This window comes from Streptomyces sp. NPDC055254 (assembly GCF_053606025.1).
In genome coordinates, this window is sequence record NZ_JBSGQV010000011.1 from 80,080 (window position 1) to 105,094 (window position 25,015).

The 25,015-nt window shown below is 72.5% G+C and carries 22 protein-coding genes; 10 read left to right on the forward strand and 12 right to left on the reverse strand.

The genetic code is table 11. The features are described 5' to 3' along the window. Positions 1 to 206 precede the first annotated feature (206 nt). Positions 207 to 1,841, reverse strand: a complete 1,635-nt coding sequence (locus ACWFQ8_RS14130; protein ID WP_453786478.1) for a glutamate synthase subunit beta — start codon at positions 1,839 to 1,841, stop codon at positions 207 to 209. Between the two features lie 197 nt (positions 1,842 to 2,038). After that, positions 2,039 to 3,232, reverse strand: a complete 1,194-nt coding sequence (locus ACWFQ8_RS14135) for a serine hydrolase domain-containing protein (protein WP_453786479.1) — start codon at positions 3,230 to 3,232, stop codon at positions 2,039 to 2,041. Between the two features lie 240 nt (positions 3,233 to 3,472). Here ACWFQ8_RS14135 and ACWFQ8_RS14140 point away from each other — a divergent pair, with 240 nt between their 5' ends. Then, on the forward strand, positions 3,473 to 4,129 hold the full coding sequence (locus ACWFQ8_RS14140; RefSeq protein ID WP_453786480.1) for a sortase domain-containing protein: 657 nt from the start codon (positions 3,473 to 3,475) through the stop codon (positions 4,127 to 4,129). 452 nt (positions 4,130 to 4,581) lie between these two features. After that, positions 4,582 to 5,784, forward strand: coding sequence for a heparin lyase I family protein (locus tag ACWFQ8_RS14145; RefSeq protein ID WP_453786481.1), 1,203 nt, complete (start codon positions 4,582 to 4,584; stop codon positions 5,782 to 5,784). 126 nt (positions 5,785 to 5,910) lie between these two features. Here the strand turns inward: ACWFQ8_RS14145 and ACWFQ8_RS14150 are convergent, their stop codons facing one another. The 10 genes from ACWFQ8_RS14150 to ACWFQ8_RS14195 all read right to left on the reverse strand — a co-directional run bounded on the left by ACWFQ8_RS14150 (position 5,911) and on the right by ACWFQ8_RS14195 (position 14,572). Beyond that, a complete protein-coding gene (locus ACWFQ8_RS14150) occupies positions 5,911 to 6,777 on the reverse strand; it encodes a hypothetical protein (RefSeq protein ID WP_453786482.1) in 867 nt (288 codons plus the stop codon). After that, positions 6,774 to 7,640, reverse strand: coding sequence for an ABC transporter ATP-binding protein (locus tag ACWFQ8_RS14155; protein WP_453786483.1), 867 nt, complete (start codon positions 7,638 to 7,640; stop codon positions 6,774 to 6,776). Before ACWFQ8_RS14155 ends, ACWFQ8_RS14150 begins: the two co-directional genes overlap by 4 nt. Continuing rightward, positions 7,637 to 8,038: a GntR family transcriptional regulator gene (locus tag ACWFQ8_RS14160; protein ID WP_453786484.1), complete on the reverse strand. Its 402-nt coding sequence runs from the start codon at positions 8,036 to 8,038 to the stop codon at positions 7,637 to 7,639. The genes ACWFQ8_RS14155 and ACWFQ8_RS14160 overlap by 4 nt, the downstream gene beginning before the upstream one ends. Before the next feature lie 208 nt (positions 8,039 to 8,246). Next, positions 8,247 to 8,822 (reverse strand): hypothetical protein, encoded by a 576-nt coding sequence (locus tag ACWFQ8_RS14165; protein WP_453786485.1) that lies wholly within the window; start codon positions 8,820 to 8,822, stop codon positions 8,247 to 8,249. 175 nt (positions 8,823 to 8,997) lie between these two features. Next, positions 8,998 to 9,801 carry an SGNH/GDSL hydrolase family protein gene (locus ACWFQ8_RS14170; protein ID WP_453786486.1) on the reverse strand — a complete coding sequence of 268 codons (804 nt, stop codon included), beginning with the start codon at positions 9,799 to 9,801 and terminating at the stop codon, positions 8,998 to 9,000. A 753-nt stretch (positions 9,802 to 10,554) separates the two neighbouring features. Continuing rightward, complete coding sequence (locus ACWFQ8_RS14175; RefSeq protein WP_453786487.1) at positions 10,555 to 11,703, reverse strand: S1 family peptidase; 1,149 nt, start codon at positions 11,701 to 11,703, stop codon at positions 10,555 to 10,557. Positions 11,704 to 11,956: 253 nt separating this feature from the next. Further along, positions 11,957 to 12,313 carry a hypothetical protein gene (locus ACWFQ8_RS14180; RefSeq protein WP_453786488.1) on the reverse strand — a complete coding sequence of 119 codons (357 nt, stop codon included), beginning with the start codon at positions 12,311 to 12,313 and terminating at the stop codon, positions 11,957 to 11,959. 511 nt (positions 12,314 to 12,824) lie between these two features. Then, complete coding sequence (locus ACWFQ8_RS14185) at positions 12,825 to 12,986, reverse strand: hypothetical protein (RefSeq protein ID WP_453786489.1); 162 nt, start codon at positions 12,984 to 12,986, stop codon at positions 12,825 to 12,827. A 357-nt stretch (positions 12,987 to 13,343) separates the two neighbouring features. Continuing rightward, entirely contained in the window at positions 13,344 to 13,886 is a 543-nt protein-coding gene (locus ACWFQ8_RS14190; RefSeq protein WP_453786490.1) for a DapH/DapD/GlmU-related protein, read from the reverse strand. A gap of 299 nt (positions 13,887 to 14,185) precedes the next feature. Further along, a complete protein-coding gene (locus ACWFQ8_RS14195) occupies positions 14,186 to 14,572 on the reverse strand; it encodes a hypothetical protein (protein ID WP_453786491.1) in 387 nt (128 codons plus the stop codon). A gap of 604 nt (positions 14,573 to 15,176) precedes the next feature. Between ACWFQ8_RS14195 and ACWFQ8_RS14200 the strand changes: the two genes are divergently transcribed. The 8 genes from ACWFQ8_RS14200 (at position 15,177) to ACWFQ8_RS14235 (ending at position 24,945) form a co-directional block, all read left to right on the forward strand. Further along, a complete protein-coding gene (locus ACWFQ8_RS14200) occupies positions 15,177 to 15,620 on the forward strand; it encodes a hypothetical protein (protein ID WP_453786492.1) in 444 nt (147 codons plus the stop codon). 434 nt (positions 15,621 to 16,054) lie between these two features. Next, entirely contained in the window at positions 16,055 to 16,210 is a 156-nt protein-coding gene (locus tag ACWFQ8_RS14205) for a DUF6131 family protein (protein ID WP_384539237.1), read from the forward strand. A 161-nt stretch (positions 16,211 to 16,371) separates the two neighbouring features. Further along, a complete protein-coding gene (locus ACWFQ8_RS14210; protein WP_453786582.1) occupies positions 16,372 to 17,493 on the forward strand; it encodes a glutamate--cysteine ligase in 1,122 nt (373 codons plus the stop codon). Positions 17,494 to 17,914: 421 nt separating this feature from the next. Next, entirely contained in the window at positions 17,915 to 18,400 is a 486-nt protein-coding gene (locus ACWFQ8_RS14215; protein ID WP_453786493.1) for an ATP-binding protein, read from the forward strand. Positions 18,401 to 18,498: 98 nt separating this feature from the next. After that, entirely contained in the window at positions 18,499 to 21,189 is a 2,691-nt protein-coding gene (lanKC, locus tag ACWFQ8_RS14220) for a class III lanthionine synthetase LanKC (RefSeq protein WP_453786494.1), read from the forward strand. Further along, the gene (locus ACWFQ8_RS14225) at positions 21,176 to 21,310 is read left to right on the forward strand and encodes a SapB/AmfS family lanthipeptide (protein ID WP_376196603.1); all 135 of its coding nucleotides are present in this window, start codon (positions 21,176 to 21,178) and stop codon (positions 21,308 to 21,310) included. Before lanKC ends, ACWFQ8_RS14225 begins: the two co-directional genes overlap by 14 nt. Positions 21,311 to 21,391: 81 nt before the next feature. Next, positions 21,392 to 23,173, forward strand: coding sequence for an ATP-binding cassette domain-containing protein (locus ACWFQ8_RS14230; protein ID WP_453786495.1), 1,782 nt, complete (start codon positions 21,392 to 21,394; stop codon positions 23,171 to 23,173). Continuing rightward, entirely contained in the window at positions 23,170 to 24,945 is a 1,776-nt protein-coding gene (locus ACWFQ8_RS14235; RefSeq protein ID WP_453786496.1) for an ATP-binding cassette domain-containing protein, read from the forward strand. Before ACWFQ8_RS14230 ends, ACWFQ8_RS14235 begins: the two co-directional genes overlap by 4 nt. The last annotated feature ends 70 nt before the right edge of the window (positions 24,946 to 25,015 follow it).

Consider the following 25,015-nt stretch of genomic DNA (forward strand, 5'->3'; position numbering starts at 1 on the left):
GCGCCGCGGCCCCGGTTGGCGCCGCGGGCCCCGGTTGGCGCCGCGGGCCCCGGGCCGGCCTCACGGGGCCGGCCGGAGCGCGGGGGCCGGTCGCTCCGGGGCGGCTCGTCCCTGGCGGCACCCCCGGCAGGCGTCACGCCACGGGATGCAGGGACGTGACCGCCCGATCCGGTTTCCCCGGTACCCGACTCGGGTACGCCGGGGCTCTAAAGGTCCCCGTAGCGCATGCGCCCCAGGGCCGTCATCGGCCGGTCGTGGGCGGCGACGGGATTCGGGAGGCACGTGGAGCCGGTCAGGTAGCGGTCCACGGCGGCTGCCGCGGACCGGCCCTCGGCGATGGCCCACACCACCAGTGACTGCCCCCGGCCCGCGTCGCCCGCGACGAACACTCCGGGCGCGTGCCCTCCGCCCGCCGCGAAACCGGCGTCCCGCGCGAAGTTTCCGCGCTCGTCGAGCTCCAGCCCCAACTCCTCGCGCAGGCCGCCCGCCCGCTCCGGGCCCGAGAAGCCGAGGGCCAGCAGGACCAAGCCGGTCGGTATCACGCGCTCAGTGCCGGCCAGGGGGCCCCGGGCCACCGGCTCGACCGCGGTCAGGTGCAGGGCCCGTACCCTCCCCGACGCATCCCCCTCGAAGCGCAGGGTGGCGCTGGAGAACAGCCGGGGGTCGCGGCCGGCGCGCCCGCGGGCCTCCTGGTGGGCGTGGGAGATCCGGTACGTCCTCGGGTACACCGGCCAGGGCTCGCCCTCGGTCCGGCCCGGACCGGGCTCGGGGTTGATGTCGAGCTGGACCACCGAGATCGCACCCTGGCGCAGAGCCGTCCCCAGGCAGTCGGAGCCGGTGTCACCGCCCCCCACGATCACGACGTGCCGGCCCTCGGCGGTGACGGGTGACAGCGCATAGTCGCCCTCGCGGACCCGGTTGGCGCAGGTCAGGTAGTCCATGGCCTGGTGGATGCCGAGCAGGGCGCGGCCGGGGACCGGCAGTTCCCGGCGTTCGCCGGCGCCGATCGCGACGACGACGGCGTCGCACCGGCTCCGCAACGCGGCCGCGCTGGTCCGGGCCGCGCCGCCGACGCCCGCTGTGTCGCGCCTGCCGGCGCCGGTGCCGCTGCCCGTGCCGGCGCCCGTAGGGCCGATGTCCCCGGGCCGACCCTCGCCCCGGTCCCCTTCCCGGCCTCCGTCCGCGCCGCCGACATCCGTACCCGTGACGAAGAGGGTGCCCTCGTCCCGCATCTGCTCGATCCGGCGGTCCAGCTGCGCCTTCTCCATCTTGAACTCGGGGATGCCGTAGCGCAGCAGCCCGCCGACCCGGTCGGCCCGCTCGTGCACCGTCACCGCGTGCCCGGCCCGGGTCAGCTGCTGCGCCGCGGCCAGGCCCGCCGGTCCGGAGCCGATGACGGCCACGGTCTTGCCGCTGCGCCGCTCGGGCGGCCTCGGCGCCATGTACCCGCGCCGCCGGCCCTCGTCCACGATCGTCTGCTCGACGTTCTTGATGGTCACCGGATCCGCGTTGATCGTCAGGACACAGGCATCCTCGCAGGGGGCCGGACACAGCCGGCCCGTGACCTCCGGGAAGTTGTTGGTCGCGTGCAGCCGCTCGTAGGCGGCCTCCCAGTCGCCGCGCGCCGCGAAGGCGTTCCACTCGGGTATGAGGTTCCCGAGAGGACAGCCGGTGTGGCAGAACGGAATGCCGCAGTCCATGCAGCGGTCGGCCTGCCGGGAGACGAGCGGCAGCAGCGCCTGACCCGCGTGGACCTCGCGCCAGTCGCCGAGCCTCTCCTCGACGGGGCGGGCCGGCACGGCCTCGCGGGGAATCCTGAGGAAGCCGAACGGATCGGTCACGCGCCGCCTCCCTCGGTCGTTCGCGGGCGGGGTGCACGGCGCGCACCGTGCTGCTCGTGAGCCTTCTGTGGCGGTTCGACCAGATTACGCCGACTGGGCCGCAGTGACATGGGCAAAGACGCCCTGGTGACAGGATCGGACGCAGTACGTACGGAACGTGCTGATCCGCCCCTGCGGAAGCTTCGCGAGCGGCGCCGTCACCTGCGCAGCAGCGCGCAGACGAAGTCCTCCTGGACGTCGCGGACCTGGGCCAGCAGGTCGGGGTTGCTGGTGAGGGAGGTCTGCGTGGTGATCGTGAAGGTCAGCGAGCGCCGGCCGTCCGCCGTGGCCGCCGCCAGCTGCGTGTAGCCGGGCGTGTTACCGGTGTGGCCGTACACCGCTCCGCAGCGCGTGCTGTAGCGGTAGATGGCCAGTCCCGCCTCCGTCCGGCCGGGCCCGGGCGGCTGGGACAGTGCGCCGGGGATGAACCGGAACTGCTGCCGGCGGGTCCCCTCCGAGATCAGCGCGCCACCCGCGTAACCCCGGATGAACGCGGTCAGGTCCTTCGGCGTCGAGACGATGCCCCCCGCCGCCCAGGCCCCGGAGGCGCTGATGGCCTCACTGACATCGACGGGCCCGTCCTGCGGGTCGATCTGGTAGCCGTGGAGGAAGGGGGCAGGCAGTCGGTACCCCTGCGGCAGGCTCGTGGCGTCCAGGCCGAGCGGCTCGTAGACCAGCTCGCGCAGCAGCGCCTCGTAGCGGCGTCCGGTGGCGGCCTCGGCCATCAGGGCGACGGCGATGTTGTCGGAGTTGGAGTACTGGTAGTGGCTGCCCGGCCGGAATTCGAGGTCCTCGTCGGCGACGAACTCCAGCAGCCGCCGGGAGTCGAAGCGGTGGCGGGGGTCCTCGGAGACGATGTCGATGAACTCCGGGGACGCCGAGTAATCGGGCAAGCCACTGGTGTGGTTCAGCAGTTGACGCAAGGTCACCTCGTGCCACGCGGCCGGTTGGCCGGGCAGTACCTCGCCGATCGTGTCGTCCAGGTGCAGCCGACCGCGGTCGACGAGCCCCAGGGCCACCGCTCCGCTGAACGCCTTGGCGACGCTGGCGATCCGCATGTGGTCGGTCGCCCGCGGCGGACGCCCGCTCTCCAGGTCTGCGACGCCGGCACGGTAGACCTCGGTACGGTCCCCGTCGCGCAGGACGGCGATGGCGCCGGGAGGTCCGTCGGGCCTCTCCACCAGTTCCCGCAGCTCCTGGTGGAGGGAGCCCCCGGGCGGGGGGTTGCGGTCCGATCCGGCCTGCGCGGGCTGCACGGTCGCGCCGAGCAGGGCGCCGCACACGGCGGTGGCGGCAGCCAGGCGCAGTGACGGACGCGGGCGGCGGGCCTGGCCGTAAGGGCGTGGGAACACGGAGGTACCTCCCGGGAAGACGGAGCGCGGGGGCCCACCATGGCAGGACCCGCACCCCCGCCGCCGACGACACGGCCGCACCCCGCCACCCGAAGCCCGTCCGGCCCTGCTCCCCGACGTGTGGCCCGTCCGCCCCACCCTCGGGCCTTCCCGCCTTTTGGCCCGTCCCGCTGTCCCGTGGGAGGGTGGAAGTCGGGGCCGCCCACCCCGCGCGGCCCGGTCGAACCCATGGACTCCGCCATGACCCAGCACCCGACCCCCGCCTCCCGCACCGTGCCGAAGGCGCTCGCGGGCGCCGCACTCGCCCTCCTGCTCGCCGCACCGGCGGTGGCCGCTCCGGTGGTCGACCGGGATCCGGTACCTGCGCAGGCCGTCGCCCGTATCCAGCAGGCCGCACTGTCGATACCCGCCATCGGGGTGTCCGACCTGGCCGTGATCCCGTACCGGGGCAGTCCCGACGACGCGCCGGGCACCCGTATCCAGGACCGCGGCGCCGCGGCCAGCCCGTACGGACCCCGCGGCGGCGTCGGCCCCGGAGACGTGGGCAACTACATCGTGACCGCCCACCGCGTCTCGGCCGGCGGACCGCTGTGGTCGCTGCCGGCGCTGAAGACGGGCGCGTCCGTGTTCGTGACCGCGGACGGCGTGCGGTACGAGTACGTCATCACCGCGACGCGGACGACGTCCTTCCGGTCGCCTGCCTCCATGGACGCGCAACGCGCCGCGGTCCCCGGCTCTCCGGGCACCGCCCCCACGCGGGCGATGATCACCGTGAGCACCTGCCTGACACCCGAGGACGACGCGGCGGGCAACTTCTGGCGTGACGCCCAGAACAACCCCGAACACCGCCTCGACAAGATCGGCGTCCTCACGGCAACGACCCCTGCCGAGCGATGAGCTGCCCCGCCGTCGGCGGGCAGAGGGCGAGAAGCATCGCAGCGGAAACGGTCGGTCCCCCGCGCCGGGGCGGCTGCGGTCCGGCCGCCTACCGCATCAGCTCGATGTGGGGATGCTCCGGCGCCGCCGGGCAGATGTGGAGCTGCTGTTCGTAGCCGCTGCCGATCTGGACCGCGGTCGGTTGCCACATGTCGCGATGGCGCTGGTCGGTGGAGGACGCCGCACCACGGCCAGGGGCCAGTAGGCGGACCGGAGCCCGACTGGCGCCCCTGGCCGCGTGGGCGGCCGGCCTCGCAGAAGAGGAGCCGGTGCTCCTCCGGTGGCGCGTTCAGCGATGGTGAATGCCCCCGCGCGCCGGGGCGGCGACTCTTGCCCGGCATCATCCCGCGGAGCAGAGTCCGTGCCCAGCACAGCAGAGCGTCGGCACGATCCCTGCGTCCCGGAGGAGCACGATGAACCGATCGCTTGCCAGAGCCTGGTTTCTCGCCCTGGTAACGGCCGTAGCCGCGGTAGGAGTAACCCTGGCACCCGCACAGACGGCCCGAGCCGACCCCGCCGGGGTACTTCGCACCCTCGACTGGGAGCAGTCCGCGGACCGTACCCTCCCCACCTCGGCGCCCACGGGACTCAACAAGCAGTGGGGGACGGCGTACGGCGCCACCAACGTCACGGCTCCCGTGCGGGACGGCTCCCACGCCGCCCGCTTCGAACTCCGCAAGACCGACCCGGTCGTCTCCAGCAGCAAGCGCGCGGAAATATCCCAGCGTGACGAGCAACCCGCCGGCGCCGAACGCTGGTACGGCTTCAGCATCCAGCTCCCCTCGACCTGGGCGGCCGACAGCTCCGCTGAGATCGTCAGCCAGTGGCACCAGTGCGACTCCGGCTGCCCCGGCGGCTCCCCACCCCTGGCGCTGCTCACCGACGAAGGCCGGTGGAAGGTCGACTTCCGAGGCGAGATCATCGATCTGGGCCCCTACACGACGGGAGTTTGGGCCGACTGGGTCTTCCACGTGACCTGGCGGACGGACAGCTCCGGCCTGCTCCAGGTGTGGAGGAACGGCGAGCGCGTCGTGCATCGCACGGGCGCGACGCACGGAGGGGGCCCGTACTCGCCCTACTTCAAGTTCGGGATCTACAAGTGGGACTGGAACACCGGCGCTCCCTCCAGCACTACGGCGCGCGTCATGTACTACGACGCCCTGCGTCTGGGCGATGAACGTGCCGCCTACCAGGACGTCTCCCCGCAGCGGTCCTGTACGCGGCCGGTTGCCGTGACGGCCGCGTCGGCGACCACGTACGAGCCGGCCAACCCTCCGGCCGGCGCGGTCGACGGCGACCTGGTGACACGCTGGTCCGGCCAGGGCTTCGGGGCAGCCCTGATCATCGACACCGGCGCCGTCCGTCAACTGTGCGGCGCCTCTACCGCCTGGCACCGCGGAAACCTCAGGTGGAACGACTACACGATCCACGCCTCACCGGACGGAATCTCCTACAGCAAAGTCTGGGAAGGCCGCAGTTCAGGGACGACCCTGTCGCCCGAAACCGTGTTCTTCGGCCAAGGGTCCAGGGACGCGCGGTACCTGAAGATCTCCTTCTGGGCCAACCCCGAGAACGACTGGGCGAGCATCACGGAAACCCGACCGCTGGGCGGGTAGGGAAGTCGCGCGCCAGGGGCAGGGGCGCGCGAACGTGTCCGGGGGCGCGATGAGTCGCTCCCGGACACGGGGCGCGCGGACGGCGGTGGCTCCGCAGGTCGCGGGAGTGCTGCCGGTGGGGATCGGTCAGCGGTGCCGGCGGCGCAGGAGCGCGAAGGCCGCGACGGCCGCGACGGCGGCGAGGGTCAGCAGCAGTGCGCTTTCCACCAGTTGCAGCGGCCAGAAGTGGGACTCGGGATGGTAGCGGCTCCCGATGCTGTCGGCCGGACCGGAGAAGTCCCAGTGGTCCCCGCCGTGCGCCGGACCGTCGAGGGCGGGCCAGAGCCGGGGGCGGAGCTGCACGACGACCGTCCCCACGATCCCGACCGCGGTCACGGCCGCGGCCATGGCGGGCACCGTGCGTCCGATCAGCAGGCCGGCCAGGGCGCCGACGGCGATGCCCAGGAGGGCGTAGCCCACCGCCACCGGCCCGATCGCCCCGTAGACGGGAATTCCGTACCACGGGATCGGGTACCAGGTGTCCAGTGTTTCCCGCCGGGTCCAGGCCACCAGCAGCACGAACGCGGGCAGGACGAGCAGTACGGCGGCGACCGGCACCGCCAGTCTGGCGGCCAGCCAGCGGGCCGGACTGACCGACTGGGTCCACTGGAGTCGGTAGGTGCCGGCTTCGAACTCGCGCCCGATCAGCGGGCCCGCGACGAACGCACCGAGGAGAAGGGGCAGCGCACTCACGGCCAGCGCGACGAAGAAGAACACCTTGTCGACATACAAGCTGCGGGAGAGGAAGCCGCGAACCCGGATGCCGCATCCGGGCACGGTGTGCTCCACCTCGCAGCCGGTCGCGGCGAGGTCCTCCGCCAGCGACTGGACGTACCAGCGGCCGGTGGGCAGGGCGATGGCGGCGAGCAGCGCCACGGCGATCGCGGCCCACACGGCGTGGCGGTGCAGACCGACGGTGACTCGAAGGGGTCCGCGCAGGTCGGGGAAGGTCATGCCGCTACCTCCACGGGCGGGATGAGCAGGGCCGGGACGTCCGGGGCGCCGAGGTGGGCGAGGACCAGTTCTTCCAGGGTCGGTTCGATGGCCTGCCAGCCGTCGCTGCCGGAGTACACGGACCCTTCCGGTCGGATCAGGGCGGTGAGTTGGCGCCCGGTGGAGCGCGAGGTGACCACGGTGTGCGGGGCCAGGTCGCGGATCGGGCCGGACACCAGGGCGTGGGCGCGCAGGAGATCCTCGACCGAGCCGCCGAGCCGGACGCGTCCACCGTCGAGCAGGAGCAGGTGGTCGCAGGCGTCCTCCAGCTCGGAGAGGATGTGCGAGGACATCAGGACGGTGGCGCCGTCTTCAGCGGCCGCCGCCAGCAGGATCCCCATCAGTTCGCGTCGGCCGAGCGGATCCACATCGGACAGCGCTTCGTCCAAGAGCAGCAGGGTGGGCCGCTTGCCGAGCGCCAGGGCGAGGGCCAGCCGGGAACGCTGGCCCCCGGACAGGGCGCGCACGCGTCGGGCGGGATCGAGGCCGCCGGCCTCCACCACCTTGCCGGCGACGGCCGGGTCCCAGCGGCCGGCATTCAGGTCGGCGCCCATGCGCAGGGTCTCGGCGACCGTCAGTTGCGGATAGAGCGGCTTGTCCTGCGCGACATAGGCAATGGCCTCGCGGGGCGGCGTCGTCAGGGTGCCCTCGGTGGGCCTCAGTACTCCCGCGGCCAAGGCCAGCAGAGTGGACTTGCCGGCACCGTTGGGGCCGATCAGGGCGCACACGCGGCCGGCGGGGAGACGGAAGGAGCAGTCCTTCAGAGCCCTATTGCCGCGGCGGAACTTCCGTCCGAGGCCTTTCGCTTCGATCGCTGCCGTCATTCTTCGTCCCCCTGGTTCGGTGCACTGCCGGATCCGCTCAGTACGGAGGTGAACAGTGCGGTGATGTCGTCCTGCTCCAGGCCCGCCCGCCGGGCCCGTGCCAGCCACTGAGCGAGCTCGGTGCGCAGCGCCCCGTCCGCCGCCCTGCCCTCGCCCAGCGTGCGGCGGACGAAGGTGCCGAGCCCTCGGCGGCCCTCCACCAGGCCCTCACGTTCGAGTTCCCGGTACGCCTTGAGCACGGTGTTGGGGTTGATGGCCAGGGCCTCGACCACCTCGCGGGCAGTGGGCAGTTGGTCTCCGGGCTCCAGCAGGCCCAAGCGAAGAGCCTGTTTGGTCTGCTGCACGATCTGGAGATAGGTGGCCACACCACTGCGCCGGTCGATGCGGTACTCGATCACGCCGGTTCATCCTCCTTTCACTAAGGAAGTAGTGAAAGAGTGGCGTGCGGGGGTCCCCACTGTCAAGAGCGCCCGTAGCGCCCGCGATGACGGGCACGCCGGCCCTCAACCCGTCGTCTCCGGAGCCGCGTTGCAGGTCGGCACGAGGGGCACCCTGCCCGGGCCGTGGCCCGAGCGGGGTGCCCCCCGTTGCGGAGCGGGCTCCGGCTCAGCAGCCACCGCAGTTGTAGAACGTCACGTCCCAGTGGTTGCCCTCGTCGGCGTAGATGTTGCCGGCTCCGGACTTCCACTGCGGGGCGCCGTCACCGCGTACACCGATGTAGGTGAACGTGTTCCTCACGTAGTTCCCGAGGCAGGTGTACTTGCTGAAGTCGAGCTTGTAGCCGTTCCAGTGCGAGTACGTGCCACCGGCGTGGCCGGTCTCGGTGCCGCCGGTGATGTTCAGGGCGCAGCCGCTGGCGCTCCTGAGGGTCTGGGCGCCTTGGGCGGTGGCGAGGTTGAGCTGGTCGAAGGAGGTGCAGGTGGCGTTGTTCCGGTTGGAGCAGCCGCCGGACGAGGACCATGTGATTCCGGAGTTGCGGAACATCGAGGTGGCCGTGGCGTGGCTGATCTTGGTGGCGGCGTGTGCGTCGGTCGCACCGCCGAGGACGCCCATTCCGGGGGCGAAGAAGACACCGAGCACGAGCGCGAGGACGGTGAGGACCGCGCGAAGGGGGTTTCCCCGGGGGCGGCTTGAGGCCGTGACACCGGCCTGGGGAGCGAGGGGGGCCTGCGGAGTTTTCATACGGTTTCTTCTCCGGGTGCGGGATTTCGGTGGATGGGTGCTGTGCTGATGCGTGCGGCGGTGCGGGGCGGCTGACCGAGGGGTCTACCCGCGTCGACTCGTTGGCGCGGAAGGCCCCGGGGATGCCGTCCGGGAGAGGGGGAGGGGGAGCGGGAGCGGGTGAGGGGGGGAGAGGTCAGGCGGCGGAGCGGAAGGCCGGCAGGTATCCGCCGGAGTGGCCCGTGGCCGTGGGGTGGTAGCTGTTGGAGACGGGCACCGAAACGCTGTGCAGCCACGCGTCGCCCGAGCAGATCTCGTGGCCGGTGAACTCGTCCACGACGCTGGAGTAGGAGAATCCCGCGTTGGCGGCCTGCTTCGCGAGCATGCCGTTGAGGGCGTCGCTGCCCCGGTTGATCGCAGCGCGCTCGGTTTCGCTCAGGCCGGCGATGCAACCGCCGCTCAGCTTGTAGAAGCGGGGGTAGCCGAGGACGACGACATGAGCCTGCGGCGCCTTGCTGCGGATGGCGCCGTAGAGCGACGAAAGGCTCCCCGGCAGAACGTTGTTGACCTGGGCGACGGCGTTGTTCACCGCGCTCACGCAGGTCGCCTCGCTCTGCAGGACGCAGGTCTGCATGACGTTCGCGAACCCGACGTCGTTTCCGCCGGCGGTGACGCTGACGAGCGTGGTGGAGCTGTTGAGCGGAGTCAGCTGGCTGTTCTTGACCGTACTGGTCGTCGCTCCCGAACAGGCGGTGAAGGAGAACGAGACCGGGGCGTTGGCCGCCGCCCACAGGGACGGGTAGGCCTTGCTGCTGCGCTGGCAGCTGCCGCTGTCGGGCAGGTAGCTGCCGGCGCCCACTCCCGAGGAGTAGGAGTCGCCGAGAGCGACGAAGCGCTCCCCTGCTGTCGTGGCGGCGGAGGCCTGCTGGGTCAGCCCCAGGGTCGCGGCCACCAGCGTCAGCAGGGTGGGTAAAACCTGTCTCGCGCTGGGCGTGTGCATGACAAGCAACTCCTCGGTGTGTTGTGGGGATCGGGAGTTGCTGAAGCGTCACACTTGTAGCAGTGATCGACGCTCTCGCGATAGGAGTGGGAAGCGGCTAGTTTCCGCGCTCCGCCGAGGGGCGATGCCGACCCGTGCCCCGCGCGGAGAAGCCCGGCCTCCGGTGCTGCCCGCCCGAGCGCGCCGGTCGCGTACTGGAACTGGGGACCGCCGCGCCCGCCCCAGCCCGGCGCACTGCCATGGGGCGGCGGGCATGTCGTCGCCGTCCTCGTACCTCGCGCGTGCCGTCGAAGGGGCGCGGGCATCGCCACGTCGGTTCTCCGGCGTCCGTGACCATGCGGACGAGGGTGTGCCGACGGATGGACCTCGTCGTAACTCACCGCGCACTGCCCACCGCCCGCCGGCGCCTCGCACGCGACCGTGCAGGCCGGCCCGAAGCGTGCGGAGACGATGGTTCGCGGGGCGGTGATGGGCATGCTCGTACGTCAGCCGACCAGGGGTGAGCGGCGGTCCGAAGCGCCAGCCGGCAGCCGGGCTTCCTGGTGCGACGTCGGATGGCGGCGCACGACGTACATCGCGCACCGCTCCCCTCGGGCGACCCCGCCGATCCTGCGACAGCCGCCTGCGCCGCGATGCGCCCGCGGCGCGGTGACGGGCATCGGACCGGAATCGGGACCGGAGCCGGGAATCGGACAGGGTCCCGCCGGGCGCGGTCGCGTCCGGCAGGACCCTTCGTCATGCCCCGGCGCAGGGTCAGGCGGTGTGCAGGGTCAGTCCGTAGCGGTTGAGGATCTCGTTGACGGGCTGGAACCAGGTCTCGCCGCCGGAGGAGCAGTTGCCCCAGCCGCCGGAGGTGACGCCCTGGGCCTGGTCCCCGCTGATGAACGCGCCACCGGAGTCGCCGCCCTCCGCGCACACGCTGGTCTTCGTCATCTGGTGCACCGCACCCTGGCTGTAATTGACGGTCTGGTTCTTGGCCAGGACGGCGCCGCAGTGCCACCGAGTGGTGGAGCCGGAGCGGCAGATCGACGCGCCCACGGGCGCCTCGGCCGAGCCGCGTACCAGTCGGTCCGGGACGGCGCCCCAGCCGAGCACCACCGGTACCGTCCACCAGCCGCTGTGGATGCTCGCGTACGCGTAGTCGTCGCCGGGGAACGAGGAGCCCTGGAAGGTGGCCATGGCGGAGCCGTCCCAGCCTCGTATCGCCGCACCGGCGCGTCCGCAGTGACCGGCCGTCACGAAACCGCCGTGTACGGAGAAGCCGATCGAGCAACGGACGTTGCCGGTGTAGTACGGGTCGCCACCGACGGTTCCGGCGGCGTACGTGCGGGGCGCGTCGGCGGTCTCGGCCGTGGTGACGGGGACGGTGCCGCGCGCCTTCTCCACGAAGGCGCGAACGGCGGGTGCGTCGCGCTCGGCACGGACGACGGTGACGACGACGCTGTTGGCGCGGGGGTCGACGTGCCAGCCGGCCACGCCTGCGGGGGCGGAGAGCGTGTCCAGCCGCGCCTTCGCCCGGTCGAGCGCGGCCGCGCTGTGCTGGACGATCCGGGTGTCGGCGCCGAGCGCGCGCACCTCGACCTCCTCGGTGCGGTCGGTGAGGGCGACGACGAGCCGTCCCGTGGCCGGCTCGTACCACGACCCGCCGTACGCGTCGCCGGCGGCCTGTCGGGCGGGCGTCTCGACGGCGGTGGCGGCCTTCTCCGCACGCAGCCGCTCCTCGGCCTGCGAGGCGGTCAGTCCGAGGTCGCGGCGCAGCGCGTCGAGCAGTCCGTCCGAGGCGGAGGGGGAGGACGGGCGCGGCTCGGGCAGGGGTGCGGCGGTAGCGGTGCCGAGGGAGCCGAGGCCGAGGACCAGCATCAGCGCCGCGGCGGCGGAGCTGAGGGGCACGGTGCGTTTCACGAGACCTCCTGGTGTGGGGCACAGAAAGGTTGAGAGCGCTCTCAAGAGTTCGGCGGTCACACTAGCCCTAGATTTCTGACAGGTCCATACCAACTTCCGGCCGTCGGCGGCTCCTCCTCCACTCCCGCCCGCGGGCATGCCGGAGCCCGGCGCGCCGACTTCGGGTCCGTGAGCGCGTGCGCATCTCGGCCGACACACCACAAGGTCGGTACCAAACCCCGACGAACCTGATGAACGGCAAGAACGGCCCTGCTTAGCCGACCGGTGAAGGGCCGGTTGGGTGGCCGATTTCCGCAGGCCAGCCAGGTCGCCACCTGGTCAGGAACTCGGTCCAGTCCTTACGCAAGAAGTTCGGATCCAGGGGCTTCAGACGTATTTGGTGCGGCCATTCCGTCCACCACACCTCGAACTGGGTGACGACGCCTTCCGTTGGCCAAGCCTCTGTCTCTTCAGGCAGGAGAAGTACGTCGACGAAGCCCTCCACCTCAAGCCCGATGTCTACGACCACGCCGATTGTCCCCGGCCGGGGAACGTGGACGACCGTTCCCGTGAACACCTGCCCAAATCGCAACTGGGCGCGGATTCGGCCCCACTCGACATGACTGATCACAGCACATCATCGCACTGCGAGTACGCGCCGGAAGAAAGGTTGCGCGACAAGCTGAGCCGCGGGGCGAGTTGATGCACGGTGGGGCGAAAATCTTGGCGATGCGGCTGAGGGCGGTGCTGTCGTGCGCGCTTGGGCGAGAGATCCGTCATCTCGTGCAGGGCGAAGCTGGCCCTGGGGGAGGTGCCGGCCTCCGTGGTCGGTTTGCCGACGTAAGGGCTGTCCCGTGATCGGGGTGCCTGCTCAACGTACGGTTTGCGAGGCGGTGTGCTCGGTGGTGGAGCCGTCCAGGCACAGGCCGCTGCTCGACCCAGTCCGGTCGTCATCGACGCAGGAGCCCGCCGAGTGATCGTGGTGGGCCGGCCTCTTGCCGGAAACCGCGACGACTGCGTTATGTGCCGCCGCTGCCGGCGCTCGGGGGCGGCGCCGGGTGATTGCCGCTCTGGAAGGGGCGGAGGCGGAGCAGTAGTACGGGGGTATCTGGGCCCGTGGACGGAGGTTGCGCCACGGTCTCCTACGGCCGAGCAGCGGCGGCGTCGATTCCGGACGCTCGCAGCCTGTGGGCCAGGAACTCCATCTCGGGCATCGTGCCGGTGTGGGCTCCCGCCACGACCTTGCTCAGTAGGGACTTGATGTCGCCCAGGCCGATGCCGAGTTCCGCACGCAGAACGCGCATGATCGCAGCGTTCCGTGCCGATGGATCTACTTCGAGGCGCGCCGGCCCATGCTCGGAGAGCAGTCGGTCCCGCAGTTCGGCAGGCAGATCATCACCGCACGAAGCCACCGTGAACCCGCAGCTTGGACACCTGGACTCCGTGTCCCACGTCAGGGAGTCGTGCACCAGCGCTTGGACACCCCAGCATTCCGACTCGGCACCGCAGTCCTGACATCCGGCCGAATACCTGATGGATTCGAAGACCGTCGGCTCCATTCCCACCCTTCCAAAAGTCGAGGTCGAACGGCAAGGTGAGAGGTCGTTTCCTCCCGGTGTCTCATCCCGGCATCTGCGGTTGGCGGGGCTTCGGAGAGGTCGTCACCACCGTCGGTGCACGGTGGCTTTGGTGCCGGTCACCAGGCTTGCCGGTGGAACGTCATCGGCAACGACCGCGCCGGCGGCGATCACGGCGTCACGGCCAATGCTGACGCCGGGCAGGATCGTGGCACCGGCACCGATCCACACGTTCTCCGCAACGTCGATGGGCGCGCCGGTGAGGTACAGCCGCCGCTCCTGGGGATCGACCGGGTGGCCGCTGGTGATGAACGTGACCTTCGGGCCGACCATCACGCGCTCGCCGAGCCGGATACCGGCGTAGTCCAGGAACGTGCAGTTCTGGTTGATGAACACGCGCTCGGCGAGGTCGAGGTGGAGACCGTGGTCCGTGTAAAAAGGCGGATAGATCGTGACTCTCGGCGGCAGCGGCCTGCCGAGGATCTGTTCCCACAGTTCGGCCTTGCCCGCTTCGTCCTCGAAGGGCAGGACGTTCAGGCGGGAGGTGAGCCCGGTGACCCGCAGGACCCTCTCGGCCATGGCCTGGAACTCGGCGCTGTGGATGCGCATGAGACGGTCGCTGGACATGCCACGATTCTTTCTCGGTTACACGTAACGGGACAAGATCCAATCGGAGCCTTTCCTCCCGGTGCTTCATCCCGGTAACGGCGACGCCCCGAGATCACGGCCGACGCACGCGGCCCGCCGGATGTCAGCGTGCCGCGCGCCGGCCGGCCTCCTCGCGGTGCGTGTTCTTGGCCTCGAAGGAGGCGAGCGTGCTTCCCGTGATACCGGCCAGGGCGCCGATTGGCGCTCCCGCGAGCGAGGCGGAGGCCCTCGCGGTCCGAGGTGACCGCGAGGGCGTCCGGGATGCCGGAGGGCGTACGTCAGGCGAGCCAGAGCGCGCCGCGCCGGTGACGTGCCGGCGGAACGTCCACGTCGTCCGCAGCGTCGAGGGCGAGTCCGCCGGCCGAGTTCACCAGCCCGAGGACAACCCCCACCCGCCGACGCAGCCGCTGCCGTGCGCGGCGCTCCTCCACGGTGGACCAGGCGGAGACGAAACGGTCCCCGCGGTGGCGGGGGTACGAGTACACGTCCACCGTGCGGCGGACGGGGCGCGGGTGGGGCCTCCTGCGGTCGCGCGCCGCCTCGGCGAGGCTGCCGGCGCTGTAGCGGAGATCGTGGAGATCGACGGAATGCCAGGGGCTCCCGGGTGGGCAGTCGTGTACGTCCCGACCGACGGACGGGGGCAGGTGGTGAGCGGTGCGTGCCACGGGACTCCGTAGGTAGCGACCGCCAGGTATCTCCTGGCGGGCTACCTGAAGCCGGTGGGACCCGTCGCGCGTGCGTTCCTCATGCGCACAACCTATCGCCGGTGCGGCCTACCTCCGCGAGGGGGCGGGACGGACACAGGGGGCGGTGCCCGGCCCGGTGACCCCGCCGGGCGATCGGACGCACGGGTACCGAGAGGGAAGCCGTGGGCGTCTGGCGGACCGGCGCCCGCCGGCGGATCGTTGGGGGACGTGCGTTCTCCGCCGGCTCCCCGCGCGCGGACGGGTGCACCGCCGCGTACCGCCGTCCGCGCCGCCGTGGCCCGATGGCCGCGCCGCGGTGCGCACCCACGAGCCTCCGCCACCTTGAAGCCGCAGGTCAAAGGGCTGGTGTGACGGCTCCCCGGCGTCTTCGTGCTGGTCGTGGGCGGCAGTCCGCGGAAGGGATCGTCTGTCAGGTCGGCGCCGGGTCGAAATGTGTTCGACGGGATCACCGTGTGCCGGGGATCATGTGGGGGTGTCGCCAAGAGAAGCAGCAGCAAGAGAAGCCGTAACAAGAGAAACAGCAGCAAGAGAAACAGCAGCCGACGACCTGCAGAACCTTGCCGTGCTCTGGAGTGTTGGCGAGGCCCGCGCGCACGATGTCGTTGACGTTGCCTGCGCAGCACTCGTCGCCGGACTCGACAGCCCGGCACTTCGCATTCTGGCCGGATACACCCGCGCCGAGGCGGACCACGAGGTGCCGGACCTGCTTCCCTTCGTACTCGATGAGCTGGACCTCGTGTTCTACCAGCGCGACAGCGAGGCCGGTCAAGAGGCTGCCGTGCGGGTACTCGCGCACCAGCTGATGGCGGGCAAGCTGACACCACGAGACCTTGCCTTGCGTATCCACCAGCGGTTCGGTCATCAACTGCCCCTGGCCGAGCGTCTCGCGGAGCTTGATGACGAGTACGACATCGTCGAGTACGGGGACAGGACGTTGGCCGAGCTCGATGCCGAGGTCACGGCCGAAGCCCAGGCTCTGGTGCACAGCCGGCTCGACCACAACTGACTTTCGTAGGGGCGATCGGGTCCTGTGTGGGCGATCGACAGCAGGAGCAGGGAGCTGAACCGTCCGGTTCTCGCGCACTGCGGGTCGGCGGCCCGCCACGACGATCCTGTGGCCCAGGCTCCACGCACCGCACGCCGCGCACCGCCGCGCCCCACCCAGGGTGGACGCCGAGTTGAGAGCGGTGCGCCGGCGGCGGGTGCGCGACCGGGTCACCGTCCGGGAGAACGCCCTGCTCGGCCTGGACGTCGACCCGGACGCCGGCAGCGACGCCGGCGCGACGTCGGCAGCGACACCGATCCCGACGTCGACACCGGCGCCGACGTCGACGTCCGCTCCGGCCGCGGTCATAAGGACCGCATTCGAGGGTAGACGGCCGCTGAGACGCACGGCGGACCACCGGTCCGCCGCCCTTTCAACGGGAGAACGAGAGAATCATGATCTTCATCGGACTTATCCTCCTGCTCATCGGCTTCCTGACCGGGATCTCGATCCTGTGGACCATCGGGATCGTCCTGCTCGTGGTGGGCGCGGTGCTGTGGATCCTGGGCTCCGTCGGCCACGCGGTCGGCGGTCGCCGCCACTATTGGTAGCCGGTGCCCCGGGCCGGTACCGCACGCCCGCGGCGACGCGGCGCGCGACGACCGGCCGCCCGGAGGACACACCTCGTAGGGACACACAGCAGTCGCAGGCAGGGGCGGGACCCGGTACGTGGGTCCCGCCCCTCAATGACGGATCGATGGGTGACGAAGCAATGCGTAGCGTGGGCGTGGAAGAAGAACTGCTGCTGGTCGACGCGTCCAGCGGTGAGCCGCTGGCCGTGTCGGGCGCCGTTCTCGCGGAGGCCGACCGCTCGGCGGGGCAGCGGTCCGAGGCGGGAGAACCGCAGGAGCACGCCTTCGAGAAGGAACTGCAGAAGGAGCAGGTGGAGTTCGCCACCAAGCCGGTGACGGAGATGGGCGAGCTCGCGGAGGAGATCGTCCGGTGGCGTGCGGAGGCGGCTCGGCACGCCGAGGCGGCAGGAGCCCGCCCGGCGGCCCTCGGTACGTCCCCCCTACCGGTACAGCCCTCGCTGAGCCCGGGGAAGCGGTACGAGTGGGTGGCCGAGCAGTTCGGCCTGACCGCGCAGGAGCAGCTGACCTGCGGCTGCCACGTCCACGTCTCGGTCGAGTCGGACGAGGAGGGCGTGGCCGTCCTGGACCGGATCCGCCCCTGGCTGCCCGTACTGACCGCGATGAGCGCGAACTCCCCGTTCTGGCAGGGCGAGGACAGCGGCTACGGCAGCTACCGGAGCCGGGTGTGGAACCGGTTCCCCTCGGCCGGGCCGGTGGGCCTCTTCGGGTCCGCCGACCGCTACCACGAGCAGGTCCGCACGATGGTGGACACCGGTGTGCTGCACGACGACGGGATGATCTACTTCGACGCCAGGCTGTCCGCCTCGTACCCCACGGTGGAGATCAGGGTGGCGGACGTCTGCCTGGACGCGTCGGGCCCGGTCCTCCTGGCCGCCCTCGCCCGCGGACTCGTCGAGACCGCCGCTCGCGCCTGGCAGGCCGGGGAACCGCCGGCCAGGGTCAGTACGGGCCTGCTGCGGCTGGCGGCCTGGAGGGCCGGGCGGTCGGGGCTCGACGGACCGCTGCTGGACCCCCGGACCATGCGCGAGACCTCTCCCGCCGACGCCGTGCGGGCCCTCCACGAACACGTCCGCGAGGCACTTGAGGACCACGGCGACCAGGAACGGGTGAGTGCGGGGATCGCCGATCTCCTGGAACGGGGCAACGGAGCCCGGGTCCAGCGCCGGCTGTTGAGCGCGCGGGGCGACCTCGCCTCGGTCGTCCTGGGCTGCGCGGACATCACCGCCGCGCCCGCTTCCTGAGAGAGGTCCCCCGGGGCGACCCGGGGGACCCGTCACCGGCCGTCCCTGGTCAGGTTGTAGACGAGGATCAGCAGGGCCCCGGCCATCACCGCCAGGTGCACCCATACGGGGACGTCCGTGAAACTCCCACCGGCCGTCATCGTCGCCCCCCGTGGTCCGTGTGGTCCCCGTGGTCGTCCCCGACCTCCGCCGCGCCACCGATGTCCCGTAACCAAGACTGCTTCCTTGTGGTCATGTACCGCCTTTGCCCCCGCTTCGCCCGATGACGCACCGATGTGTCCGGGCGGTCGGTGCGGGCATACGCGAGATCCGGGGGCCGAGGGCGACGGTCACAGGACGACCGCCCCGGGTGGCGCGCGCACATGGAGTCGCCCGCCCCCATCCACCACAGCGGCAACGGTCGGGGAGAGGCACAGTGAACATGACGGTAGCGACCATCAACGATCCTCCGACGGCGGGATCGCCGGTCATGGGCCAGAGCCGCCGGCTCTTCCTGCGGCAGGTCCGCGGCGCGGTCGGCACAGGCCGCGAGTTCACCCGCCGGACGCTGCGGGACTGGGGATGGGACCGCCACGAGAGCGCCGAGGACGCCGTCCTCGTCGTGTCCGAACTCGTCACCAACGCCGCACTGCACGCGGGTGGCTGCCACGAGCTCGTACTGACCGCCGACGGTGTGGCCCTGCGCATCGACGTACTCGACGGATCCACGGCGGCGCCGCACCCCTGGACCTCGCGCCGGCCGGGAGCCCTCGGCGGCCACGGGCTGCACCTCGTGCAGCGGCTCGCCGACCGCTGGGGCTCCTCCACCCATGGCGCCGGCAAGACCGTCTGGGCGGAGATCGACGCCTACCGGCTCGCCACCGGCCACCGGGACCCACAACGAAGGCACGTGCCTCGCGACTTGTGACTCGTGAGTACTGCACACCCCAATGGTGACAGCGGTGACTGTCGCCGCGTCCGCCGGGCGTGACACGGTCGGGTCTGTCACCGACCGAGGGAGCAGGAGTGAACAAGGGGTACGCCGCCTTCTGCGACGCCGACCGCTGGTTCTACGACGCGCCGTACCGGCGGACCGGCGAGAGCTACCCGGCCGCCCACGCCCCCGTCCCGTCCGGCTGGCGCTCGCACCGCAGCGGCGACTGGCTCGCGCTGCGGCCCGTCGACGCCGAACTGCCCTCCCAGGGCTGGAAGATCCACGTGTCGGCCACCCTCGACAACGCCGAGGCCGTGCTGACGACGGTGTACGAGTACTGCACGGCCCGGAGCATCGCCTTCAAGTTCGTACCGAGCCGGTACCTGCTGCACCTGCGCAACGCCAAGTACGCCGACCGCGCGGCGAGCGGGAAGTTCATCACCGTCTATCCGGCCGACGAGCAGCAGTGCCGCCGGATCGCCGAGGACCTCGACGCCGCGCTCGCCGGAGCGCCCGGCCCGTACATCCTCAGTGATCTGCGCTGGGCCGCCGGACCGGTCCACCTGCGCTACGGCAGCTTCACCCTGCGGCACTGCTACGACGAGCGCGGCGAGCTGGTCCCGGCGATCGAGACCCCGGAGGGGCGGCTGGTACCGGACCGGCGCGGACCGGTCTTCCAGCCGCCCGAGTGGCTCGACCTGCCCGCCTTCCTGAAACCGCACCTCGACGCCCGCTCCGCGGTCACCCTGACCGATGTCCCCTTCACGGTGGAACGGGCCCTGCACTTCTCCAACGGCGGCGGCGTCTACTCCGGCAAGGACAGCCGCACCGGGGAACCCGTGGTCCTCAAGGAGGCCCGGCCGCACGCCGGCCTCGCCGCCGACGGAGCCGACGCCGTGACCCGGCTGCACCGCGAACAGGCCGCGCTCGAAAGGCTGGCCGGCCTGGACTGCGTCCCCGCGGTCCGCGGCACCTTCACGGTCGGCGACCACCACTTCCTCGTGCTGGAACACCTCGCCGGCAAACCGCTCAACACCTACTTCGCCCGCCGCCACCCCCTGATCGAGGCGGATCCCGACCCCGCGGAGCTCGCCTCGTACACCGAGTGGGCGCTCACGATCCACCAGCGGGTCACCGAGGCCGTCGACGCGGTGCACGCCCGCGGAGTGGTGTTCAACGACCTCCACCTCTTCAACATCATGGTGGCGGAGGACGAGACGGGTGAACCCTCCGTCGCGCTGCTGGACTTCGAGGCCGCCGCTCACGTCGACGAGGGACTGCGGCAGACGGTGGCGAACCCCGCCTTCGTCGCACCGGCCGAACGGCGCGGGTTCTCCGTCGACCGCTACGCCCTCGCCTGCCTGCGGCTCGCCCTGTTCCTTCCTCTGACCAGCCTGCTGGTCCTGGACCGGGCCAAGGCCGCGCACCTGGCCGCCGTCGCCGCCGAGCAGTTCCCCGTACCGCGGAGCTTCCTCGACGAGGCCGTCGAGGAGATCCTGGCCGGCGCACCGCAGGGCGCACCGCAGGGGGCATCCCACGGGGTGACGCACCGCGCGACGCACAGCGCCCACGCCCCCCTGCCCGCCCCGACCGGTCCCTACCTGCCCGTCGAACCGGGGGAGTGGCCCGCCGCCCGTACCTCGATGACGGCCGCGTTGCGCGCGAGCGCCACCCCGGACCGCGAGGACCGCCTGGTCCCGGGCGACATCGCCCAGTTCGCGACCGCCGGGGGAGGCGTCGGCTTCGGCAACGGCATCGCCGGAGTGCTGCACGCGCTCGCCGAGACCGGAGCCGGATCCTGGCCCGAGGCCGAGGAATGGCTGCTCGCCCGGACCGCGGAACCGGCCTCCGGCACACCGCTCGGCTTTTACGACGGCCTGGCCGGCACCGCATGGACCCTGCACCGGCTCGGCCACCACGACCGCGCCCTCGCCCTCGTCGAGCAGCTGCTGCACCAGCCCTGGGAGAGCACGGGCCCCGACCTGCACGGCGGACTGGCCGGCATCGGCCTGGCCCTGGACGCACTCGGCGCCGCGAGCGGCGAGGGCGAACTCCGTGCCGCGGCCCTGCGCTGCGCCGACCTGGTCGCCCGGCCGGAGCAACGGCCCACCCGCGCCGGACTCCTGTACGGCAACTCCGGCCCCGCCCTGCTCCTCGTGCGGATGTACGAGCGCACCGGCGACAAGGAACTGCTGCTCCAGGCCGCCCGCGCGCTCCACCGCGACCTCGACCGCTGCGTCACCAGCGCGTACGGCACCCTCCAGGTGAACGAGGGCTGGCGCACGATGCCGTACCTCGGCGAGGGCAGCGTCGGCATCGGCATGGTGCTCGACGACTGGCTGGAGCACGGTCCAGACGAGCGCTTCGAACAGGCCCGGCGCGAGATCGTACGGGCGGCGCAGGCGACCTTCTACGCCCAGCCCGGCCTGCTGCGCGGCGCCGCCGGCATGATCCTCCACCTGGCCCGGACCACCACCCCGGGCCCGGGCACGGGGCCCGACGCCATCGCCCGCCAGATCGACGCCCTGGCCCGGCACGCCGTGCCGTACCAGGGGCATCTGGCCTTCCCCGGCGAGCAGATGATGCGGCTGTCCATGGATCTCGCCACGGGCACCGCCGGCGCTCTCCTCGCCCTCGGCAGCGCGGCGCCCGGCGGGCGCGCGCACCTGCCGTTCCTCCCGCCGCTGCGCGATCGCGCGGCGGCCCCTGAGCCGGTCCCGTCCGGGACCGTGACCCATCGCACCACTCAAGAGAAGAAGAGGAACCGACATGACCCTTCTTGACCTGCAGTCGATGGAGACCCCGAAGGAAGAGACCACCGAGGCCGCGATGACGGGCGGCGGCAGCCGGGCCAGCCTGCTGCTCTGCGGTGACAGCAGCCTGAGCGTCACGACCTGTAACTGACCGGGTCACCCCGGGCCCGGGCGGTTCGCCGCCCGGGCCCGCACCACCGGGCCCGCACCACCTCACTGGAGGCATCCGCCGATGAGCCCCTCCGACGCCGCGGCCGACCCGGCGGGGCCGTCGGCCGCAGCGCGCGCCGCCGACAGGGAGCTCGTGGCAGCGGCCCGGCACAGCCGCGGGCGCACCGCGGCCGTCCTCGGATGCGAGCTCGCGGCCGCCGCGGCAGCCCTCGCCGAACCGGCCGTCCTCGGCCGCACCCTCGACCTGCTGCTCAGGGGATCCCCGTCCGCCGCCGCCTGGACCCTGCTGTGCGCCGCGGTCATCGCGGCCGAAGTACTGCTGGACGCGGCCGCCGCACGGCTGACCGGCGAGGTGGACGGCCGCTCGACCGCCCGGTTGCGCCGCCTCGCACTCGGCGGCCTGCTGCGGACGGCCCCGCACCACGCGGCCCGCTACGCCCCCGGCGACATCGCCGCGCGGCTGACGGCACACGCCACCGAGGCGGGGAAGGTCCCGGCCGCCGTGGCGCACGCCCTCGCCGCACTGCTGCCGCCGCTCGGCGCCGTGGTCGCACTCCTCCTGATCGACCTGTGGGCCGCGCTCGCCTTCCTCGCGGGCCTCCCGTTGCTGATCCTGCTGCTGCGGGCCTTCGCCCGCGACACCCACACCAGCGTCGCCCGCTACCAGCAGGTGCAGCTCGCGACCGCCGGCCGCCTCGTCGAGGCACTCGCCGGTGCGCGTACGATCGCGGCGGCCGGTACCGCCGACCGCGAACGCGCCCGGATCCTGGCGCGGTTGCCGGCGCTCGGCGCCGAGGGCCGGCGGATGTGGCAGGTCTACGGCGGCACGACGGCCCGGTCCGGCGCCCTCATGCCGATGCTCCTGTACGGGGTCCTCGCCGTCGGCGGCATCCGCCTGTCGGCCGGGGCCATCGGCGTCGGCGAACTGCTCGCCGCCCTGCGCTACGCCGCCCTCGCGGCCGGGGTCGGCGCCGTCACCGGCGGACTCGCCGCCGTCGTTCGGGGCCGGTCCGCCGCCCGCCGGACCGCCGAGCTCCTGGCCCTGCCCGTACTCGACCACGGCGCGGCCGAACTGCCGGAGGGCGGCCCCGGCACCCTGGAACTGCGCGACGTACGGGTCGTGCGCGGCGGATCGGCGGTCCTGCGCGACATCAGCCTGGTGGTCCCCGGAGGCAGCACGGTCGCGGTTGTGGGACGGTCCGGCGCCGGAAAGTCACTGCTCGCCGCCGTGGCCGGGCGGCTCACCGACCCCGACGCGGGCCAGGTGCTGCTGGACGGCGTGCCCCTGCGGGAGGCGACCGCCGCAGCGCTGCGCCGCGAGGTGGGGCACGCGTTCGACCGGCCCGTGCTGTTCGGGGACACGGTCGCCGATGCCGTCGCCTTCGGCGCGGGTCCGGACCCAGGACCCGAAGACGTGCGCGCCGCGGCCCGTGCCGCGGGCGCCGACCTGTTCGTACGGCGCCTGCCCGACGGCTACGGCACGCGCCTCGCCGACGCCCCGATGTCCGGAGGCGAACTCCAACGGCTGGGGCTGGCAAGGGCGTTCTGCCACGCGGGCCGACTCCTCGTGTTGGACGACGCCACCTCCAGCCTCGACACCGTCACGGCCCGCGAGGTCGAGCGGGCGCTCGCCCGCGAGATCAGGCCCGGCACCCGGATCGTGGTCGCGCACCGCATCTCGTCCGCCGTCCGCGCCGACCTCGTCGTATGGCTGGAGGACGGGCGGGTGCGGGCGGTCGGCCCCCACGACGAGCTGTGGCGGCGCGATCCCGACTACCGGGCGGTGTTCGCCGCCGACGCGGAACCGGCAGCCGAGACCGGAGTGCAGGAGGCGGCGCGGTGACCGAGAGCGAGACCTGGCGCCGGGTGGCGCCCGAGGGCCGGCGGTTCCTGCGCGGCCGCAAGCGCGCCCTCGCACGACTGGCGGGCTGGTCGCTCCTAGAATCCGCGCACACCTTCCTCGGCGGGTACGGCGTCGCCCGCGCCCTCGACGACGGCTTCCTGGCCGGCCGCACGGCCATCGGCCTCGCCTGGTTGGGCGCGGCCGGAGCCGGAGCACTGCTCGGCGGATTCGCGCTGCGCGGTGTGTTCGGCGGCCTCGCGGACCTCGTGGAGCCGCTGCGGGACGGCCTGGTGCGGCGGGCGGTGCGGCAGGCACTGGAACGCGCGGTCGCCGACCCGGCGCGCGGAGCCGACACGGGCGCGGTCTCCCGGTTGACCCAGCAGACGGAAATGGCCCGGGACTCCTTCGCCGGACTGGTCCTGACGACCCGTTCGTTCCTGTTCACCGCGGTCGGCGCCTTCGCAGGCATGGCGGCCCTGGCACCCGTACTGCTCCTGATCGTGCTGCCGCCCCTGCTGCTGGGCGTGGCCGCGTTCCTGGCCACCCTGCGCCCCATGGCGTCCGTGCAGCGCCGGTCCCTGGACACCGACGAGGCGCTGGCCGACCGGGTGGCGGCGCTGGGGGAGGGCCTGCGCGACGTCGTCGCCTGCGGTGGACAGGCCCGGGCGCGAGCCGGTGTCGAACCGCTGATCGCCGCCCAGGAGCGGTTGGCGCGTACGCTCGCCCGCTGGGCGGCCCTGCGCACCCTGGCCCTGGGTACGGCGGGCCGACTACCGGTGATCGCCCTGCTCGCCGCGACCCCCTGGCTGCTCGGGCAAGGAGTCACCGCCGGCGCGCTGGCCGGCGGCCTCATGTACCTGGTGCAGGCGATGCTGCCCGCCCTCAACTCCTTGATGACGGCGCTCGGTTCCGCCGGCACCCGGCTGCTGGTGGTCCTCGAACGCTTCTGTGAGCCCTCGACCCCGGCCCCGGACGGCGGCCGCGAGGCCACCGGACCACCGCCGCCCCCTGCCCGCACCGGGCGGCGCACCGCCCCGGCCGCCGAGCTCAGGGGCGTCACCTTCGCCTACGGACCGGGCGCAGCCCCCGTACTGGACTCGCTCGACCTCGTGGTGCGGCCCGGGGAGCACCTCGCCGTGGTCGGCCCGAGCGGCATCGGCAAGTCCACCCTCACCGCACTGCTCGCCGGGATGCTGTCGCCCGACGCGGGGACGGTCCTCGTCGACGGCGCGGCAGCCCGCCGGGAGGCGGGGGCCGGGGGACCGGACCCGCGGCGGACCCTGCTGCCGCAGCAGGCCTACGTGTTCACCGGCACGGTGCGGGAGAACCTGACCCACCTGTCCCGCGGCCCGGGCGCCCCCGCGGCGGACGACGCCCGGATACGGCGCGCCGTCACCGCCCTGGGGCTGGAGGCGCTGGTGGACCGGCTGGGCGGCTTGGACGCCGAGGTGTCCCCCCGGCTGCTGTCCCGGGGCGAGGGCCAGCACCTCGCCCTCGCCGCCGCCTACCTCTCACCGGCCCCGCTGCTGCTGCTCGACGAGGCCACCTGCCACCTGGACCCGCGCGCGGAGGAGCGTGCCGAACGGGCCCTCGCGGATCGGCCCGGCACCCTCGTCGTCGTGGCCCACCGCGTCTCGTCCGCGGCGCGCGCCGACCGCGTCCTCGTCCTCGACGGGACCCGCGCCGTCTGCGGTACGCACGCGGAGCTCCCGGACAGGTCGCCCCTGTACCGCGATCTGGTGGGGACCTGGGACCGGCTCACGGACGGATGACGCGTCCGGCGCGACGCACCGCCGCCGTGCTACGGGGCCGCGTCTGTCGGGCCGGGCCGCGGCCGTCCTG

What these genes read in the sequence shown, in the direction of transcription:
- ACWFQ8_RS14165 (WP_453786485.1), bottom strand. Translation starts at nt 8,822, where the DNA reads ATGAAAACTCCGCAGGCCCCCCTCGCTCCCCAGGCCGGTGTCACGGCC.
- ACWFQ8_RS14185 (WP_453786489.1), bottom strand. Translation starts at nt 12,986, where the DNA reads ATGCGCGTTCTGCGTGCGGAACTCGGCATCGGCCTGGGCGACATCAAG.
- ACWFQ8_RS14225 (WP_376196603.1), top strand. Translation starts at nt 21,176, where the DNA reads ATGACCCTTCTTGACCTGCAGTCGATGGAGACCCCGAAGGAAGAGACC.
- ACWFQ8_RS14140 (WP_453786480.1), top strand. Translation starts at nt 3,473, where the DNA reads ATGACCCAGCACCCGACCCCCGCCTCCCGCACCGTGCCGAAGGCGCTC.
- ACWFQ8_RS14215 (WP_453786493.1), top strand. Translation starts at nt 17,915, where the DNA reads ATGACGGTAGCGACCATCAACGATCCTCCGACGGCGGGATCGCCGGTC.
- ACWFQ8_RS14205 (WP_384539237.1), top strand. Translation starts at nt 16,055, where the DNA reads ATGATCTTCATCGGACTTATCCTCCTGCTCATCGGCTTCCTGACCGGG.
- ACWFQ8_RS14150 (WP_453786482.1), bottom strand. Translation starts at nt 6,777, where the DNA reads ATGACCTTCCCCGACCTGCGCGGACCCCTTCGAGTCACCGTCGGTCTG.
- ACWFQ8_RS14210 (WP_453786582.1), top strand. Translation starts at nt 16,372, where the DNA reads ATGCGTAGCGTGGGCGTGGAAGAAGAACTGCTGCTGGTCGACGCGTCC.
- ACWFQ8_RS14170 (WP_453786486.1), bottom strand. Translation starts at nt 9,801, where the DNA reads ATGCACACGCCCAGCGCGAGACAGGTTTTACCCACCCTGCTGACGCTG.
- ACWFQ8_RS14190 (WP_453786490.1), bottom strand. Translation starts at nt 13,886, where the DNA reads ATGTCCAGCGACCGTCTCATGCGCATCCACAGCGCCGAGTTCCAGGCC.
- ACWFQ8_RS14155 (WP_453786483.1), bottom strand. Translation starts at nt 7,640, where the DNA reads ATGACGGCAGCGATCGAAGCGAAAGGCCTCGGACGGAAGTTCCGCCGC.
- ACWFQ8_RS14230 (WP_453786495.1), top strand. Translation starts at nt 21,392, where the DNA reads ATGAGCCCCTCCGACGCCGCGGCCGACCCGGCGGGGCCGTCGGCCGCA.
- ACWFQ8_RS14145 (WP_453786481.1), top strand. Translation starts at nt 4,582, where the DNA reads ATGAACCGATCGCTTGCCAGAGCCTGGTTTCTCGCCCTGGTAACGGCC.